This window comes from Streptomyces sp. f51 (genome assembly GCF_037940415.1).
In the GTDB taxonomy this organism is placed as follows: Bacteria; Actinomycetota; Actinomycetes; order Streptomycetales; family Streptomycetaceae; genus Streptomyces.
The window spans coordinates 1,679,393-1,697,434 of the sequence record NZ_CP149798.1; the positions used below are offsets into that span (position 1 = coordinate 1,679,393).

Here is an 18,042-nt window from a genome sequence, read left to right on the forward strand (position 1 = left end):
CATGGCAACCACCGAGACCACCACCCCCGAGCGCGGCCTGATCGCGCTCCCCGAGAGCGCCGCCCGCGTCCTCGTCGCCATCGGCGCCATCGCCACCATCGCCAGCACGTTCATGTCCTGGACCTACACGTCCGACTTCCCCGGGGACCTCACCTACTACGGCTCCCCGGCCGGACTCCAGGTCCTCGACATCGTCGCCGGCGTCCTCACGCTCCTCTTCGGCCTGACCCTCTTCAACGTCCGCGGCCTTGGCTGGCTCAACCCGGCGGGCGCCACCCAGCCCGTCGTCCTCGCCGCCGCCTCCGCGTTCGCCGTCAGCTGGTTCAGCGCCATCGCCATCGCCGTCGACCTCAAGGGCCTGGTCGCGCTCGACCCCGGCGCCTACGTCGCCGCCGTCGGCTCCCTCGTAGCCCTCCTCGGCACCCTGGCACTCCCCAAGCCCGGGGACACCCTCAAGGACTACGTCACCAAGCCCGACCTCATCCCGCCGGCCGCCAAGCTGCCGGCCTGGGGCGAGCGTCTCGTCGTCACCGCCGCCACCGCCGTCGCGCTGATCGTCTTCAACTACGGCATCGGCGTCGACCCCGACGCGAGCGAAACGTTCCTGGGCTACCTGTTCCTCGTCGTCTTCGGCGCCTGGGCCCTGCTCACCGCCGGACTCTTCGACCGCTTCGCGCAGCTGAACGCCCGCCACAAGGGATTCGCCACCAGCATGGCCTTCCTCGCCGCGGCGGCCTTCCCGTTCCTCGCGAACAACGAGCACAACTCCAACCTCGGCGTCAACATCCTCGTCGTCGCGACCGTCGCCCTCGGCCTCAACATCGTCGTCGGCCTCACCGGACTCCTCGACCTCGGATACGTCGCCTTCCTCGGCGTCGGCGCCTACGCCGCGGCCCTCGTCTCCGGCTCCGAGTTCTCCCGCTTCTCCGGCGTCCAGTTCCCCTTCTGGGCCGCCATGCTCACCGGTATGGCCGCGTCGCTCGTCTTCGGCGTCCTCATCGGCGCCCCCACCCTGCGCCTGCGCGGCGACTACCTGGCCATCGTGACCCTGGGCTTCGGAGAGATCTTCCGCATCGCCGTCAACAACATGGACGGCACCTCCGGACCCAACCTCACCAACGGCCCCAACGGCATCTCCATGATCCCGGACCTCACCATCTTCGGGTTCAACTTCGGCGCCGAGCACAACATCCTGGGCTTCCCCCTCGGCCGCTTCGCGAACTACTTCCTGCTGATGCTCGTCATCACGGCGATCGTCGTCGTGGTCTTCAACCGCGCCGCCGACTCGCGCATCGGCCGCTCCTGGATCGCCATCCGCGAGGACGAGACCGCCGCGACCGCCATGGGCATCAACGGCTTCCGCGTCAAGCTCATCGCCTTCGCCCTCGGCGCCTCCCTCGCCGGCCTCGCCGGCACCGTCAGCGCCCACGTCGGCTACAGCGTCAACCCGGCGCCGTACCAGTTCGCCGGCTCCGTGCCCCCGAACTCCGCCTTCCTCCTCGCGGCGGTCGTTCTCGGCGGCATGGGCACCGTCAACGGACCCATCCTCGGCGCCACCCTGCTCTACCTCCTCCCCGAGAAGCTCAGCTTCCTCAAGGAGTACGAGCTCCTCGCCTTCGGCATCGCCCTCGTCGTCCTCATGCGCTTCCGCCCCGAGGGCATCATCGCCAACCGCCGCCGCCAGCTCGAATTCCACGAGAGCGACGAAACCCCCGTCCACATCCCCGAACAGGGCCTGCCCGACTCCACCGTCGGCGTCACCAAGGCAGGGGCGTAACCAACATGACCACCACCACAGCCCCCAGCCCCGTCCTCGAAGCCACCGGCGTCACTATGCGCTTCGGCGGCCTCACCGCCGTCCGGAACGTCGACCTCACCGTCAACGCCGGAGAGATCGTCGGCCTCATCGGCCCCAACGGCGCGGGCAAGACCACCTTCTTCAACTGCCTCACCGGCCTCTACGTCCCCACCGAGGGCAAAGTCGCCTACAAGGGCACGGTGCTGCCGCCCAAGCCGCACCTCGTCACCAGCGCCGGCATCGCCCGCACCTTCCAGAACATCCGGCTCTTCGCCAACATGACCGTCCTGGAGAACGTGCTCGTCGGACGCCACACCCGCACCAAGGAAGGCCTCTGGTCGGCCATCCTCCGCGGCCCCGGCTTCCGCAAGGCGGAGGCCGCCTCCCGCGAACGCGCCATGGAACTGCTGGAGTTCATCGGCCTCGACCACAAGGCCGACCACCTCTCCCGCAACCTCCCCTACGGTGAGCAGCGCAAGCTGGAGATCGCGCGCGCCATGGCGAGCGAGCCGGGCCTGCTCCTCCTGGACGAGCCCACCGCCGGCATGAACCCCCAGGAAACCCGCGCGACCGAAGAACTCGTCTTCGCCATCCGCGACCGCGGCATCGCCGTCCTCGTCATCGAGCACGACATGCGCTTCATCTTCAACCTGTCCGACCGCGTGGCCTGCCTCGTCCAGGGCGAGAAGCTCGTCGAAGGCACCTCCGAAGTCGTCCAGGGCGACGAACGCGTCATCGCCGCCTACCTCGGCACCCCCTTCGAGGGCGCCCCCGGCGACGAGGAACTCGCCGAGGTCGAGGCCGCCGAAGCCGCAGGAACGGCCGAAGCCGTGACCGCGACCGACACCGCGCCGGAGACCGAGGAAGCCGCTGCCCCGGCCACCGAGGACAGCACGGCGACCGAGGACACCACGGACACCGACGAAGCCCCCGAGGCCTCCGCGGCACCCGAGGACGCCACCCCGTCCGACGACTCCGACGCACCCACCGCGTCCGACGACTCCGACGCGCAGGGCAGCACCACCAAGGAAGGAACCGCCCAGTGACCGCACTGCTCGAGGTCGAAGACCTCAAGGTCGCCTACGGCAAGATCGAAGCCGTCAAGGGCATCTCCTTCACCGTCGAAGCCGGCCAGATCGTCACCCTCATCGGCACCAACGGCGCCGGCAAGACGACGACCCTGCGCACCCTCTCCGGGCTCCTCAAGCCCAGCGGAGGCCGCATCCTCTTCGACGGCCAGCCCCTCGCCAACATCCCCGCCCACAAGATCGTCGCCCTCGGACTCGCGCACTCCCCCGAAGGCCGGCACATCTTCCCCCGCCTCAGCATCGCGGAGAACCTCCAGCTCGGAGCCTTCCTCCGCAGCGACAAGGCGGGCATCGAGAAGGACATCCAGCGCGCCTACGACCTCTTCCCCATCCTGGGAGAGCGCCGCAAGCAGGCCGCCGGCACCCTCTCGGGCGGCGAACAGCAGATGCTCGCCATGGGCCGCGCCCTCATGTCCCAGCCCAAGCTGCTCATGCTCGACGAACCCTCCATGGGCCTCTCGCCGATCATGATGCAGAAGATCCTCGCCACCATCGCCGAGCTCAAGGCGTCCGGCACCACCATCCTGCTCGTCGAGCAGAACGCCCAGGCGGCGCTCTCGCTGGCCGACCAGGCCCACGTCATGGAGGTCGGCAGCATCGTCCTCTCCGGCACCGGCCAGGACCTCCTGCACGACGAGTCCGTCCGCAAGGCGTACCTCGGCGAGGACTGACACCCCGCGACCCCGGTCGCACGAAAAGGCCCGCACCTCCGTCAGGGGTGCGGGCCTTCTCCGTTCACGGGGGCTGCCGGGTGGGCTAGCCCTTCGCCGCCTTCTTCTCCTCGGCGTCCTCGATGACCGCCTCGGCGACCTGCTGCATCGACATACGGCGGTCCATCGACGTCTTCTGGATCCACCGGAACGCCGCCGGCTCCGTCAGGCCGTACTCCGTCTGGAGAACCGACTTCGCGCGGTCCACCAGCTTCCGCGTCTCCAGACGCTGCGTGAGATCCGCGATCTCACCCTCCAGCGCCTTCAGCTCCGCGAACCGGGACACCGCCATCTCGATCGCCGGCACCACGTCGCTCTTGCTGAACGGCTTCACCAGGTAAGCCATCGCGCCCGCGTCACGCGCGCGCTCCACGAGGTCGCGCTGCGAGAACGCCGTCAGCATCAGCACCGGGGCGATCGACTCCTCAGCGATCTTCTCCGCCGCCGAGATGCCGTCCAGCTTCGGCATCTTCACGTCGAGGATCACGAGGTCGGGCTTGTGCTCCCGGGCCAGCTCCACGGCCTGCTCACCGTCACCGGCCTCGCCTACTACGGTGTAGCCCTCTTCTTCGAGCATCTCTTTGAGGTCGAGACGGATCAGCGCCTCGTCCTCGGCGATGACGACACGGGTCGTCAGCGGAGGCACGTGCGACTTGTCGTCGTCGGGCGCGTCTACGGGCTGGGGCGACTCGGGGGCGGTCACGGGGGCTCCTCGTTGCGGGCCGGGCAGGTTGTGCTGCTTAAGAAGACTACCTAGCGGCGGCGCGCCACGATGACCCGGTATGCTTCCGCAGAGCCAGTCGGGCCGGGTTGGTGGAACGGTATACACGGAGGTCTCAAACACCTCTGCCTGAGAGGGCTTGCGGGTTCGAGTCCCGCACCCGGCACAGTTCACCGCAAAGCGGAGGTCCACGTTCGCGTGGACCTCCGCTTTTTGCTGCACAAAGTAGCGATCCGTGACGCAGAGTGTTCACGTGAACACTTATGGAACTGAAGTACGACAGCAGGCGCTCACGCTGCTCCGCGACGGCGCGAGGAACACCGAAGTGGCACGCGCCTTCGGCATTCCGCCGGGAACGGTCAGCTACTGGAAGCACAGGGACCGATTGAGGCGCGGCGAGCCGGTCACCGTCCGCCCGTCGCTTCTCTGCCCCCGGTGCGACGGCCGCGACCTCGACCAGGCCTCGTACAGCTATCTCCTCGGCCTGTATCTGGGCGACGGACACATCAGTCACTACGCGCGGCACAACGTGCCCAGTCTCATGATCACCCTCGACGATGCCTGGCCGGGCATTCAGGACAGCGCCGAGCGAGCCCTGCGGGCCGTGTTCCCCGACAGCGCCACGTGCCGCGTGCGGAGCAAGGGCGCACACACCATCAAGGTGTACTTCAAGCACCTCGTCTGCCTGTTCCCCCAGCACGGCCCCGGCAAGAAGCACGAGCGTCCGATCGCGCTCGAACCCTGGCAGCGGGAGATCGTCGACGCTCACCCCTGGGAGTTCGTGCGGGGGCTCATCCATTCCGACGGCTGTCGTATCACCAACTGGACCACCCGCCTCGTCGGCGGGGAGCGCAAGCGCTACGAGTACCCCCGGTACTTCTTCACCAATGTCTCCGACGACATCCGGCAGCTGTTCACCGACACCCTGGACGGGCTCGGCGTCGACTGGACCCACTGCACCCGCCACGGGAACCCGTACAACATCTCGGTCGCCAAGAAGGCCTCGGTCGCCCTCATGGACGCCCATGTGGGCCCCAAGTACTGACCGGCGGAAGGGCGGACCCTTCGCCGGCCCGGCAGGGGCCCTCGGGCGTGGTGCGGTTACTTGGGGCTGTCGTCTTCGCCGACGTGGTGGACCCGGACGAGGTTCGTGGAGCCGGAGACCCCGGGCGGGGAGCCGGCGGTGATCACGACGATGTCGCCCTTGGCGCAGCGGCCGTACTTGAGGAGGAGTTCGTCGACCTGGTCGACCATGGCGTCGGTGGAGTCGACGTGGGGTCCGAGGAAGGTCTCGACGCCCCAGGTGAGGTTGAGCTGGGAGCGGGTGGCGGGCACGGGGGTGAAGGCGAGGAGGGGAATGGGCGAGCGGTAGCGGGAGAGCCGGCGGACGGTGTCGCCGGACTGGGTGAAGGCGACGAGGAACTTGGCGCCGAGGAAGTCGCCCATCTCGGCGGCGGCCCGGGCGACGGCTCCGCCCTGGGTGCGGGGTTTGTTGCGGTCGGTGAGGGGAGGGAGGCCCTTGGCGAGCATGTCCTCCTCCGCCGCTTCGACGATCCGGGACATGGTCCTGACCGTCTCGATGGGGTATTTGCCGACGCTGGTCTCGCCGGAGAGCATGACGGCGTCGGTGCCGTCGATGACGGCGTTGGCGACGTCGGAGGCCTCGGCGCGGGTGGGGCGCGAGTTGTCGATCATCGAGTCGAGCATCTGGGTGGCGACGATGACCGGCTTGGCGTTGCGCTTGGCGAGTTTGACGGCCCGCTTCTGGACGATGGGGACCTGTTCGAGCGGCATTTCGACGCCGAGGTCGCCGCGAGCGACCATGATGCCGTCGAAGGCGGCGACGATGTCGTCGATGTTGTCGACGGCCTGGGGCTTCTCGACCTTGGCGATGACGGGGAGGCGGCGGCCTTCCTGGTCCATGATGCGGTGGACGTCCTGGATGTCCTTGCCGCTGCGGACGAAGGAGAGGGCGATGACGTCGAAGCCGGTGCGCAGGGCCCAGCGGAGGTCGTCCTCGTCCTTGTCGGAGAGGGCGGGGACGGAGACGGCAACGCCGGGGAGGTTGAGGCCTTTGTGGTCGGAGACCATGCCGCCTTCGACGACGGTGGTGTGGACGCGGGGGCCGTCGACGCGGGTGACCTCGAGGCAGACCTTGCCGTCGTCCACGAGGATGCGTTCACCGGGAGTGACGTCGGATGCGAGTCCGTCGTAGGTGGTGCCGCAGGATTCGCGGTCTCCCTGGGCGCCTTCTTCGACGGTGATGGTGAAGGTGTCTCCGCGTTCAAGGAGTACGGGTCCTTCGGTGAAGCGGCCGAGGCGGATCTTCGGGCCTTGAAGGTCGCCGAGGATTCCGACGCTGCGGCCGGTTTCGTCGGAGGCTTTCCGGACGTGCCGGTAGCGCTCTTCGTGGTCGGCGTGGGTGCCGTGGCTGAGGTTGAAGCGGGCTACGTCCATTCCGGCTTCGACCAGGGCTTTGATCTGGTCGTATGAGTCGGTGGCGGGGCCCAGTGTGCAGACGATTTTTGCTCGGCGCATGATTCGAGCCTAGGCCTTACCGGTCGGTAGAGAATTGGTCGCGCATGACTACTCAACAACCTTTGCGTGAAGGGTTATTGACAACTGTTGAATTGTGCGCCGCGCCGCTCTGATGAGCAGAGGATCGCTCCCGGTGGGCTCGGCGCTTTTTCGTACCCGTGTCCGTCCAGTGTGCGCCGGGCCGCGGGGTGGGTGCGCGGGAGAGTCTTGCGGTGACGTTCCGTGATGCTGTCAGGTGGCGCTGGAGCCGTGGTGGATCCCCGGTGTCGTCCGGCCATCGGATGGAAACCTCCAGGGTCTTTTGCGGGGGCGGGTGTTGGGCCAGAATCTACGCGCGTCGTTGACCTTTTCCCGAGGAGTTCGAGAGATGCCGTTGAATCGCCGGAAGTTTCTGAAAGAGTCCGCCGTGACAGGTGCTGGGGTGGCGCTCGCGGGTGTGGGCGTGGCTCCGGTGGCGCAGGCCGCGGAGGGGGCGAAGGGGGGCCGGCCGGTGAAGCGGTACGAGCTGACCGTCATGGGGACGACCGATCTGCATGGTCATGTCTTCAACTGGGACTACTTCAAGGACGCGGAGTACGCGGACAAGGCGGGCAACGCTCAGGGGCTGGCGCGGGTCTCGACGCTGGTGAACGAGATCCGCGCGGAGAAGGGGCGTTGCAACACGCTGCTGCTGGACGCGGGTGACACGATCCAGGGCACTCCGCTGACGTATTACTACGCGAAGGTGGATCCGATCACCGCCAAGGGTGGTCCGGTGCATCCGATGGCGCAGGCGATGAACGCGATCGGGTACGACGCGGTGGCGCTCGGGAATCACGAGTTCAACTACGGGATCGAGACGCTGCGGAAGTTCGAGTCGCAGTGCCGTTTCCCGTTGCTGGGCGCGAACGCGCTGGACGCGAAGACGTTGAAGCCGGCGTTCCCTCCGTATTTCATGAAGGATTTCCATGTTCATGGTGCGCCGCCGGTGCGGGTGGCGGTGCTGGGGCTGACGAATCCGGGTATCGCGATCTGGGACAAGGCCTATGTGCAGGGGAAGTTGACGTTCCCGGGTCTTGAGGAGCAGGCGGCGAAGTGGGTGCCGAAGCTGCGGTCGATGGGTGCGGACGTGGTCGTGGTGTCGGCTCATTCGGGTGCTTCGGGTACGTCGTCGTACGGTGATCAGGTTCCGTACGTGGAGAACTCGGCGGCGTTGGTGGCGCAGCAGGTGCCGGGGATCGACGCGATCCTGGTGGGTCACGCGCATCTGGAGATCCCGGAGCTGAAGGTCACGAACACGGCGACGGGCAGGACGGTGGTGTTGTCGGAGCCGCTGGCGTTCGCGGAGCGGCTGTCGGTGTTCGACTTCGGGCTGGTCTTCGAGAAGGGGCGCTGGCACGTCGAGTCGGTGGCGGCCTCGGTGCGGAACGCGAACACGGTGGCGGACGATCCGAGGATCACTCGGCTGCTGAAGGACGAGCACGAGGTCGTGGTGGCGTACGTCAACCAGGTGGTCGGCCGGGCGACGGAGACGCTGACGACGGTGGAGGCGCGTTACAAGGACGCTCCGATCATCGATCTGATCACGCGGGTGCAGGAGGACGTGGTGCGGGCGGCGCTGGCGGGGACGCAGTACGCGTCGTTGCCGGTGATCGCGCAGGCGTCGCCGTTCTCGCGGACGTCGGAGATACCGGCGGGTGATGTGACGATCCGGGATCTGTCGAGTCTGTACGTGTACGACAACACGCTGGTGGCGAAGGTGCTGACCGGTGCGCAGGTGCGTGCGTACCTGGAGTACTCGGCGAATTACTTCGTGCAGACGCCGGTGGGTGCGGTGGTCGACACGGAGAAGCTGACGAACGCCAACAATCGGCCCGACTACAACTACGACTATGTGTCGGGGCTTCGGTACGACATCGACATCGCGCAGGCCGAGGGTTCGCGGATCAGGAACCTGTCGTACGACGGTGCGCCGTTGGACGACGGTCAGCGGTTCGTGCTGGCGGTGAACAACTACCGCGCCAATGGTGGCGGTGCGTTCCCGTACGTCGCTTCGGCGACCGAGGTGTGGTCGGAGTCGACGGAGATCCGGACGCGGATCTCGGAGTGGGTCACGGCGAAGGGTGTGCTGGACCCGAAGGAGTTCGCGTCGGTGGACTGGAAGCTGACGCGTGAGGGTGTGCCCGTGTTCTAGGGCGAGGGTGGTTCAGGTGGGCGGCGTCGGCGCGGTTTTCGCGTCGGCGCCGTTTGTCTTGTGCGGGTGGGCTGGGCGATCGGAGATTCCCGGTCGTCGTGTGAACCGTTCGGCGGGGCTCGTCCGATGAAGGGATGTGGGGGTGGATGGGGCGGTGAATGTGGGGGTGGCCCTCATCGTCCTTCGACGAGCGGGATGAGCGGAACGAGCGGGGTGAGGGTTCTGGGTTCTTTGCGGGCGGCGGGGACGCGGGGGGTGTGTTCGAGGCCGAAGGTGGTGAAGGCGGTGCGGCCGGGAAGGGGGTATGGGTCCTTGCCGGTGAGGGAGTTGAGGATGGTGGCGCTGCGCCAGGCGGCGAGACCGAGGTCGGGCGTGCCGACGCCGTGGGTGTGGAGTTCGGCGTTCTGGACGTAGACGCGGCCGGTGACGCTGGGGTCGAGGACGAGGCGGAACTGGTCGTCGATGTCGGGGCGGGCGGAGTTGTCGCGGCGGAGGTAGGGGTCGAGTCCGGCGAGGAGGGGTGCGATGGGGCGTTCGCGGTAGCCGGTGGCGAGGACGACGGCGTTGGTGGTGAGGCGGGAGCGGGTGCCTTGCTGGACGTGTTCGAGGTGGAGTTCGATCTTGGTGGTGGCGATGCGGCCTGCGGTGCGGACCGTGACGGCGGGGGTGAGGACGGCGTCGGGCCAGCCGCCGTGGAGGGTGCGACGGTAGAGCTCGTCGTGGATGGCGGCGATGGTGTCGGCGTCGATGCCCTTGTGGAGTTGCCACTGGGCGGCGAGGAGGCGGTCACGGACGGGTTCGCCGAGGGCGTGGAAGTAGCGGGTGTAGTCGGGGGTGAAGTGTTCGAGGCCGAGTTTGGAGTACTCCATGGGTGCGAAGGCCTCGGTGCGGGCGAGCCAGTGGATCCTCTCCTTTCCGGTGGGGCGGTTGCGGAGGAGGTCGAGGAAGACCTCCGCTCCTGACTGGCCGGCGCCGATCACGGTGATGTGGTCGGCGGTGAGGAACCGGTCGCGGTGTTTGAGGTAGTCGGCGGCGTGGATGACGGGTGCGTCGGGGGCGTCGACGAGTGGTTTGAGGGGTTCGGGGATGTGGGGGGCGGTGCCGACGCCGAGGACGATGTTGCGGGTGTGCGTGCGGCCGAGTGCCTGGGCCTGGCCGTTGGGGTCGAGCCGGGTGAAGTCGACTTCGAAGAGGTCGTGGTCGGGGTTCCAGCGGACTGCGTCGACCTGGTGGGCGAAGCGGAGTCCGGGGAGGTTGTCGGCGACCCAGCGGCAGTAGGCGTCGTATTCGGCGCGCTGGATGTGGAAGCGCTCGGCGAAGTAGAAGGGGAAGAGGCGGTCGCGGTCCTTGAGGTAGTTGAGGAAGGACCAGGGGCTGGTGGGGTGGGCGAGGGTGACCAGGTCGGCGAGGAAGGGGACCTGGAGGGTGGCGCCGTCGATGAGGAGGCCGGGGTGCCAGTCGAAGCCGGGGCGTTGTTCGTAGAAGACGGTGTCGAGTTCGGTGAGGGGGTGGGCGAGGGCGGCGAGGGAGAGGTTGAAGGGGCCGATGCCGATGCCGACGAGGTCGCGGGGTGTTTCGGCGGTGGGGGGCTGGGAGTGGGGTGTCGGTCTCATCGGGGTGTGTGTCCTTCCACCAGTTTCAGGAGCGTGGCCAGGTCGCCGGGCCGGGTGTGGGGGTTGAGGAGTGTGGCTTTGAGCCAGCGGCGGCCGTCGAGGGTGGCGCGGCCGAGGACGGCGCGGCCTTGGTCGAGGAGGGTGCGGCGTACGGCGGCGACGGCGTCGTCGGTGGCGTCGTAGGGCCGGAAGAGGACGGTGCTGATGACGGGGTGGTCGTAGAGCTCGAAGCCGGGGTGGGCGGCGGTGAGGTCGGCGAGTTCGTGGGCGTGGGCGCAGACCTGGTCGACGAGGTTCCCGATGCCGTGGCGTCCGAGCGTCTTGAGGGTGACGGCGATCTTGAGGATGTCGGGGCGTCGGGTGGTGCGCAGGGAGCGGCCGAGGAGGTCGGGGTGGCCGGCTTCGGTGTCGTCGTCGGCGTTGAGGTAGTCGGCCCGGTGGGCGAGGGGGGTGAGGTCGGTGGGGTCGCGGACGGCGAGGAGGCCGGCGGCGACGGGTTGCCAGCCGAGTTTGTGGAGGTCGAGGGTGACGGTGTCGGCGCGGGCGAGGCCGTCGAGTTTGGGGCGGTGCCGGTCGCTGAAGAGGAGGCCTCCGCCGTAGGCGGCGTCGATGTGGAGGCGGGCGCCGTGGGTGGCGCAGAGGTCGGCGATGTCGGGGAGCGGGTCGATGAGTCCGGCGTCGGTGGTGCCGGCGGTGGCGGCGACAAGGAGGGGGCCGCGCAGGTCGGTGAGGGCGCTGTCGAGGGCGGCGGGGTCGAGGGTGCCGGCGGGTGCGGGGACGACGACGGGTTCGGGGAGGCCGAGGAGCCAGGTGGCGCGGTGGAGGGAGTGGTGGGCGTTGGATCCGCAGACGAGTTGGACGCCGTGGTGTTGCTCGCGGGCGAGGAGGAGGGCGAGTTGGTTGGACTCGGTGCCGCCGGTGGTGACGAGGGCGTCGCCTCGGGGGTGTGAGGGGTCCGGGGTGTCCGAGGGGTCCGGGCCGCCGTAGACCTGGTGGGCGAGGGCCTGGGCGACGAGTGCTTCGAGCTCGGAGGCGGCGGGGGCCTGGTCCCAGGAGTCGAGGGAGGGATTGAGCGCGGAGGCGGCGAGGTCGGCGGCGGTGGCGACGGCCAGGGGCGGGCAGTGCAGGTGGGCCGCGCACAGGGGGTCGGCGGGGTCGGCGGCGCCTTCGGCGAGGGCGCGGACGAGGGTGTGCAGGGCGTCGGGGCTGCCGTGCTGGGGCAGGGGGTTGCCGAGGGCCGTACGCAGGCGCTGGGCGACCTCTCTCGGTCCTCCGGCGGGGAGGGGGCCGCCGCGGGCGGTGGCGCCCTCGGCGAGGGCGTGCAGGACGGTGTCGAGCAACGGCCGCAGTGCGTCGGGGCCTTGGGGGCCTGAGGCGAGGGGCGCCGTGCTCATGGTGTCCTCCGGTGGCTGTGCGGCGGGTCCTTCCCGGCGTGTGCGTTTTTGGGCAGGTGCGCCCGCCAAGGACAACGATTCGGCCCCGGCGGGGGTACTGCCGTACGGAGGATTTGTGTGAGCGGTCCCGCACGCGCCGGACGCCGGACGGCTGCTGGTGCAGCGGTCCGGCGTCCGGGTTCGCGTCTGGTGTCTGGAGTGGTGTCCGGAGCTGGTGTCCGGGTGGTGGCTAGGCCTGCCGCACCCGCAGGGCACGGGCGAGGTCGTCGAGTTGGTCGGTGAGCTTGCGGCGCAGGGCCGGGATGGGGTCGGCGTCGCGCAGACAGTCCTCGCCGAGGGCGAGGGTCTCGGGGGTGACGACGCAGGAGGGGAAGGCCCAGCGGCCGGCGGCTTCGGCCATGGCGGGGCCGCGGCGTTCGGCGACGGCCACGGCGTCGGACCAGTAGCGCTCGACGTACTCGTGGAGGAGGTGGGTCTGTTCGGGCTGCCAGAAGCCCTGGGCGGTGGCGGTGAACAGGTAGTTGGAGAGGTCGTCGCCGGCGAACATCGCGTCCCAGGCGGCGCGTTTGGCCTGCGGGTCGGGCAGGGCGGCGCGGCAGCGGGCGGCGCCTTCCTGGCCGGTGGCGCTGGGGTCCTGGACCAGTTCGGCCTCGATCACGGCGTCGTCGACGGCGCCGAGGACACTGAGCCGGCCGAGGATGCGCCAGCGCAGCTCGGGGTCGAGTTCGGGGCCGCCGGGGACGGTGCCCTCGGAGAACCAGGCGCTGATGGTGTCGGGGTGGACGGCGACGTCGATGAGGTGGCGCACGGCGGTCAGGCGCAGACCGGGGTGGGAGCCGTCCTCGGTGCGGCGGATGAGGTCGCGGCACAGGTCGGTGAGGGTGGCGAGGGCGGTGGGCCGCTGTTCGGGCAGCAGGTACCGGTCGGCGACGTGGAGGGCGGCGAAGGTCAGGACGCCCTGGACGAGGGCGAGGTCGGTCTCGTGCGGCAGGTGGGTGCGGGCGGCCTCGATGTAGTCCGTGGGAGGCAGTTCGCCGTCGCGGACGGCGTCGCGCAGGGCGTTCCAGACGACGGCCCGGGTGAGGGGGTCGGGGAGGCCCGAGAGGGCGGCCCGTACGGTCTGGAAGGACTTGGCGTCGAAGCGGACCTTGGCGTAGGTGAGGTCGCCGTCGTTGAGGAGGAGCAGGTCGGGGCGTCGGCCCGACCTGGCCGTGGCGGAGTCCGCCTGGGGGACGTCGAGTTCGAAGCGTTCGCGCAGGGTGAGGCGGGTGTCCTCGCCGGGGACGGTGTCGTAGGCGCCGACGGCGATGCGGTGGGGGCGGCTGCCGCGGTGGCCGACGGTGAGCTGCCACTGGCCGTCGGCCTCGGTGACCTCGGGCTCGATGGTGTCGACGCCGGTGGTGCGCAGCCAGGCCTCGGCCCAGGCGTGGACGTCGCGTTCGGTGGCGGAGGCGAGGTTGTCGATGAAGTCGGCGAGGGTGGCGTTGGCGAACTTGTGGCGGGCGAAGTGGGTGTTGATGCCCGCGAGGAAGTCCTTCTCGCCGAGCCAGGTGACGAGTTGGCGCAGGGCGGAGGCGCCCTTGGCGTAGGAGATGCCGTCGAAGTTGAGCATGGCGGACGCGGTGTCGGGGACGGCGTCCGGGTCGGGGGCGACGGGGTGGGTGGAGGGACGCTGGTCGGCGTCGTAGCCCCAGGACTTGCGGGCGACGCCGAAGTCGACCCAGGTGTCGGTGAAGCGGGTGGCTTCGGTGAGGGTCTGGTAGCCCATGTACTCGGCGAAGGACTCGTTGAGCCAGATGTCGTCCCACCAGCGCAGGGTGACGAGGTCGCCGAACCACATGTGGGCCATCTCGTGGGCGATGACCATGGCGCGGGTCTGGCGCTCGGTGTCGGTGACGGCGGAGCGGTAGATGAACTCGTCGCGGAAGGTGACGAGTCCGGGGTTCTCCATGGCGCCGGCGTTGAACTCGGGGACGAACGCCTGGTCGTAGGAGTCGAAGGGGTAGGGCTCGTCGAACTTCTCGTGGTAGCGGTCGTAGCAGGCGCGGGTGATGTCGAGGATCTCGTCGGCGTCGGCGTCGAGGTGGGGGGCGAGGGAGCGGCGGCAGTGGAGGCCGAAGGGCAGGCCGCCGTGCTCGGTGCGTACGGAGTGCCAGGGTCCGGCGGCGACGGCGACGAGGTAGGTGGAGATGAGGGGGGTGGGGGCGGCCTTCCAGTGGCCGTCTCCGAGGTGTTCGGTGACGCCGTTGGCGAGGACGGTCCAGCCTTCGGGGGCGGTGACGAAGAGTTCGAAGACGGACTTGAGGTCGGGCTGGTCGAAGGCGGCGAAGACGCGCTGGACGTCCTCCATGAACAGCTGGGTGTAGAGGTAGGTCTCGCCGTCGGTGGGGTCGGTGAAGCGGTGCATGCCCTCCCCGGTGCGGGAGTAGCGCATGGAGGCGTCGACGCGCAGTTCGTGCTCGCCAGCGGTGAGTCCCTTCAGGGGCAGCCGGTTCTCGTCCAAGGTCTCCGGGTCGAGGGTCCGGCCGTCGAGGGTGACGGAGCGCAGTTCGGCGGGCTTCAGCTCGACGAAGGTGTCCGCTTCGGCTCGGGCGGTGAACCGGATGACGGTCAGGGAGTCGAAGGTCTCGTCCCCTCCGGTCAGGTCGAGTTCGATCCCGTAGTGGTGGACGTCGAGGAGCTTGGCACGGGTCTGCGCTTCGTCGCGCGTCAGTACGGACATGAGGCCATGCTGCCCGATGGTGAGGTCGGGACACAGGGGTGGTCCGCTATGTACGCTTTGCGGCTGCCCGGTCACCCACTGCGGCCGGGTGTGCTGCCAGGACCGCGGGCGCCCGGGGCCGCGGGCTGCCGGGGACCGGGGAGAGCCGGGGGCAGGCGGGGCGGCCGGGTCGCCGGCGGCCCGGCGGTGTCACTCGTGCGGGTCGGCCGTACCGCCGCCCGCGTCGTCCGCGATGCGTTCGTGGTGGCGGATGACCTCGGCGATGATGAAGTTCAGCAGCTTCTCGGCGAAGGCCGGGTCGAGTTTGGCGTTCTCGGCGAGACTGCGCAGCCGGGCGATCTGGTGGGCCTCGCGGGAGGGGTCGGCGGGCGGCAGGTGGTGGGCGGCCTTGAGGTGGCCGACCTGCTGGGTGCACTTGAAGCGTTCGGCGAGCATGTGGACGACGGCGGCGTCGATGTTGTCGATGCTGTCGCGCAGCCGGGCGAGCTCCGCCCTGACGTCGGGGCCGGCTTCCTGGGGCTTGCTGGTGGTCATGACAGCCAACCCTACGTGGATCGCGGGGGCTCGATCATCGGTGTCCGGGACCTGGTCGGACAGGCCCTAGGGGTGCGAGCCGGTGAGCACCTTGTGGAAGTGCACGTCCTGGTGCCCACCGGGGATGCCGTCCGTGCGGCCGGTCTCGCGGTAGCCGTGGCCTCGGTAGAAGTCGGGGGCCTGGAAGGTGAAGGAGGAGACGATCATCTCGGTGCAGCCGCGCCGGATGCTCTCCTCCTCCGCCGCGCGCAGGAGCTTGCCGCCCCAGCCCGCGTGGCGCTGGTCGGCCCGCACCCAGAGCATGTCGACCGCGCAGCAGCTGCCCCACACCCAGGCGGTGAGTCCGCCGACGAGTTCCCCGTCGGCGTCGGTGACCTTGACCGAGACGGGTTCGGGGTCACCGGCACCGGTGGCTCGCGCGTTGAAGGCGGTGAGTTCGTCGTCGAGCCGCTGTTGCAGGGCTTCGTCCTTGGCCCCGATGAGCAGGGAGGCGGTGACGGGCTGGGGGCGGGGGCTGGTCATGGGGCGAGTATGCCAACGCGGCCCGTGGGCGCCGAAGCCGTTTTCCCGTCCGCGTGTGCGGCGGGCGCCCGCGACGTGGGTCGCGGGCGCCGTTCGAGCGGTGGCGCGGTGCTCCCGTACCGGTGGGGTCAGAGGCCGGCGGCGGCTCTGGCTATGTCGGCGGCGAAGGTCGAGACCTCGCTGTACACGCCGGGGTATCCGGGCTCGGCGCAGCCCTGGCCCCAGCTGACGATGCCGACCTGGATGTAGGCGCCGGTGTCGTCCTTGCGGAACATGGGGCCGCCGGAGTCGCCCTGACAGGTGTCGACGCCGCCCTGGGCGACGAATCCGGCGCAGATCTCGTCACTGGGGACGAGGTCGCTGCCGTACGCCTGTTGGCAGGTGGCGTCGTCGACGAAGGGGACGGTGGCCTTGAGGAGGTAGCGCTGCTGTCCGCCGCCTTCGCGGGCGGCGCCCCAGCCGGCGATGGTGAAGTCGCCGGTGTTGTAGGCGGTGTTGGTGGCGATCTTCAGGGTGGGCTGTTCGATGGGCCGGGCGAGTTTGATGAGGGCCCAGTCCTTGCCCTTGCCGGTGTAGCCGGGGGCCTGGAGCACCTTGGTGGACTTGACCTTGACGGCGCTGCCGCTCTGGAGGTCGACGACGCCGGCGGTGGCGGTGATGGAGGTGTTGGTGCCGGAGCCGTTCACGCAGTGGGCGGCGGTCAGGACGATGCTCTTGGTGTAGAGGGCTCCGCCGCAGCCCATGGAGAGGCGGACCATGAAGGGGAACTCGCCCTGGGCGGCGCGTGTCCCGCCGACGACGGGCGCGGGGGCGGCGTGGGCGGCCGGCGGCTGGAGGGACACGGTCGCGAGCGCGACCGCGCCGACGGCGAACAGTCTTCTGAGGACTCCGAACTTCCGGGGAGATTTCAACGTGCTTCCTTTCGTGGGGGGTTGTCCGCCGGGCGGGCGCACGGAGAGCGCCATCAGACATGAGTCTTTAGGCATGCACCTGCCAAGCTGGTGGGGATTATGAGGACCGCCCGCCGTACCGGGCAAGAGCGGCATTCCGGCCAGGAGGACCGACCGGACACCGTCAGGGCCCATGACCCGGCCGGAAGAACCGGCCGCGTCACCGGTCAAGGACCGCGGACCGCGAACCGGTCAGGGCGCCGGTCGAGGACCGGGGCGCCGGTCGGACGTCGCGTTCCGGCCGACCGCCACCCCGCCCGCCCCGCTCCCCCGCCCGCGGACGGAACCCCGCTTACAGTGGAGAGGAGTTCCGGCGTCTTCTGGGGGTGCGGGCGTGGCGAACGGCGGACCCGTCGAGCACGGCTACCCGCATCTGGACACGGTGCGGGCATCGATCACCGCGCTGTACAAGCGGCTCTCGTACGACACCATCCACACCTTCGCGGCCAGCGTGGTCCCCGCCGACGTGGCCTTCGCGGACGTGGACGACCTGCATCTGGGCGCCCAGCGCGTCGCCCGCGAGATGGTGCGGCACTACCGGCTCCCCGACGCCCGGATGATCGTCGGCTTCCGCGAGATGACCCACGCGGCCCATGTCGAACTCGCCGCCGGACCCGAGTACTTCATCGAGCTCAACGACCGCTTCCGCACCCACCGCAGGGACATCGGCGCCGCGCTCGCCCACGAGGTGATGCACGTCTATCTGCACCGCCTGGACCTCTCCTTCCCCGGCACGCGCGACACCGAGATCCTCACCGACACGGCCGCGGCCTACCTCGGAGCGGGCTGGCTCCTCCTCGACGCCTACCGCGAGGACGGCGCGTCCTCGCAGAAGCTCGGCTATCTGACCCCCGAGGAGTTCGGCTACGTCCTCGCCAAGCGCGCCCTGGTCTTCGACGAGGACCCCTCCGTGTGGTTCACGAGCCCGCAGGCGTACACCGCGTACACCAAGGGCATGGAGCTGGCCCTGCGTGACGGGCGGCAGCCCCCGCTGACCGCGGCGGGCTGGGCGGGCCGCCGCCGTTACGCCCGCGACCGACGCCACGCCCAGGACCACCACGCTCCCGACCACTCCGGCGTCCCCTACGCCTTCGCGCCCGACGACCAGGGACCGCTGCGCGTCTCCTTCCCGTGCCCGACCTGCCACCAGCGCATCCGGGTGCCGGTCCGGGGCCGGGTACGGGCACGGTGCGCGCTGTGCCGCACGGTGCTGGAGTGCGACACCTGACCGGCCGCCGGGCGGGTGAGGCAGAACACCCCGAAAGCCTTTGCCTCGCGT

Annotated in this window: 14 protein-coding genes and 1 tRNA gene; 7 read left to right on the forward strand and 8 right to left on the reverse strand. The window is 69.6% G+C overall.

The genetic code is table 11. The annotated features are described in order from the left end of the window. Position 1: 1 nt before the first annotated feature. Genes WJM95_RS07520 through WJM95_RS07530 form a run of 3 tightly spaced genes read left to right on the forward strand, consistent with a single transcriptional unit; the run spans position 2 to position 3,557 of the window. Positions 2-1,777, forward strand: coding sequence for a branched-chain amino acid ABC transporter permease (locus WJM95_RS07520; protein ID WP_339135408.1), 1,776 nt, complete (start codon positions 2-4; stop codon positions 1,775-1,777). Between the two features lie 5 nt (positions 1,778-1,782). After that, complete coding sequence (locus tag WJM95_RS07525) at positions 1,783-2,844, forward strand: ABC transporter ATP-binding protein (protein WP_339128773.1); 1,062 nt, start codon at positions 1,783-1,785, stop codon at positions 2,842-2,844. After that, on the forward strand, positions 2,841-3,557 hold the full coding sequence (locus tag WJM95_RS07530) for an ABC transporter ATP-binding protein (protein WP_339128774.1): 717 nt from the start codon (positions 2,841-2,843) through the stop codon (positions 3,555-3,557). Before WJM95_RS07525 ends, WJM95_RS07530 begins: the two co-directional genes overlap by 4 nt. Before the next feature lie 85 nt (positions 3,558-3,642). On the opposite strand, the gene WJM95_RS07535 is transcribed toward WJM95_RS07530, so the two are convergent. Continuing rightward, a complete protein-coding gene (locus WJM95_RS07535; protein WP_326788388.1) occupies positions 3,643-4,299 on the reverse strand; it encodes a response regulator in 657 nt (218 codons plus the stop codon). Positions 4,300-4,400: 101 nt separating this feature from the next. Here WJM95_RS07535 and WJM95_RS07540 point away from each other — a divergent pair. Both WJM95_RS07540 and WJM95_RS07545 read left to right on the forward strand, forming a co-directional pair. Continuing rightward, positions 4,401-4,483 (forward strand) — tRNA-Leu (locus tag WJM95_RS07540). A gap of 87 nt (positions 4,484-4,570) precedes the next feature. Further along, positions 4,571-5,362 carry a helix-turn-helix domain-containing protein gene (locus WJM95_RS07545; RefSeq protein WP_339128776.1) on the forward strand — a complete coding sequence of 264 codons (792 nt, stop codon included), beginning with the start codon at positions 4,571-4,573 and terminating at the stop codon, positions 5,360-5,362. A 56-nt stretch (positions 5,363-5,418) separates the two neighbouring features. Here the strand turns inward: WJM95_RS07545 and pyk are convergent, their stop codons facing one another. Further along, a complete protein-coding gene (gene pyk / locus WJM95_RS07550; protein ID WP_339128777.1) occupies positions 5,419-6,855 on the reverse strand; it encodes a pyruvate kinase in 1,437 nt (478 codons plus the stop codon). Between the two features lie 367 nt (positions 6,856-7,222). Between pyk and WJM95_RS07555 the strand changes: the two genes are divergently transcribed. Beyond that, on the forward strand, positions 7,223-9,028 hold the full coding sequence (locus WJM95_RS07555; RefSeq protein ID WP_339135410.1) for a 5'-nucleotidase C-terminal domain-containing protein: 1,806 nt from the start codon (positions 7,223-7,225) through the stop codon (positions 9,026-9,028). A 173-nt stretch (positions 9,029-9,201) separates the two neighbouring features. Here the strand turns inward: WJM95_RS07555 and WJM95_RS07560 are convergent, their stop codons facing one another. The 6 genes from WJM95_RS07560 to WJM95_RS07585 form a co-directional block, all read right to left on the reverse strand. Further along, positions 9,202-10,641 carry a SidA/IucD/PvdA family monooxygenase gene (locus tag WJM95_RS07560; RefSeq protein WP_339128778.1) on the reverse strand — a complete coding sequence of 480 codons (1,440 nt, stop codon included), beginning with the start codon at positions 10,639-10,641 and terminating at the stop codon, positions 9,202-9,204. Next, on the reverse strand, positions 10,638-12,035 hold the full coding sequence (locus tag WJM95_RS07565) for an aminotransferase class V-fold PLP-dependent enzyme (protein WP_339128779.1): 1,398 nt from the start codon (positions 12,033-12,035) through the stop codon (positions 10,638-10,640). Before WJM95_RS07565 ends, WJM95_RS07560 begins: the two co-directional genes overlap by 4 nt. A gap of 229 nt (positions 12,036-12,264) precedes the next feature. After that, positions 12,265-14,757, reverse strand: a complete 2,493-nt coding sequence (gene pepN, locus WJM95_RS07570) for an aminopeptidase N (protein ID WP_339128780.1) — start codon at positions 14,755-14,757, stop codon at positions 12,265-12,267. A gap of 189 nt (positions 14,758-14,946) precedes the next feature. After that, positions 14,947-15,291 carry a chorismate mutase gene (locus tag WJM95_RS07575; RefSeq protein ID WP_339128781.1) on the reverse strand — a complete coding sequence of 115 codons (345 nt, stop codon included), beginning with the start codon at positions 15,289-15,291 and terminating at the stop codon, positions 14,947-14,949. Between the two features lie 66 nt (positions 15,292-15,357). After that, positions 15,358-15,813, reverse strand: coding sequence for a GNAT family N-acetyltransferase (locus WJM95_RS07580; RefSeq protein WP_339128782.1), 456 nt, complete (start codon positions 15,811-15,813; stop codon positions 15,358-15,360). Positions 15,814-15,941: 128 nt separating this feature from the next. Continuing rightward, the gene (locus WJM95_RS07585; RefSeq protein ID WP_339128784.1) at positions 15,942-16,724 is read right to left on the reverse strand and encodes a serine protease; all 783 of its coding nucleotides are present in this window, start codon (positions 16,722-16,724) and stop codon (positions 15,942-15,944) included. Between the two features lie 373 nt (positions 16,725-17,097). On the opposite strand from WJM95_RS07585, the gene WJM95_RS07590 reads away from it, so the two are divergent. Further along, on the forward strand, positions 17,098-17,991 hold the full coding sequence (locus WJM95_RS07590; protein WP_339128785.1) for a hypothetical protein: 894 nt from the start codon (positions 17,098-17,100) through the stop codon (positions 17,989-17,991). Positions 17,992-18,042 lie beyond the last annotated feature (51 nt).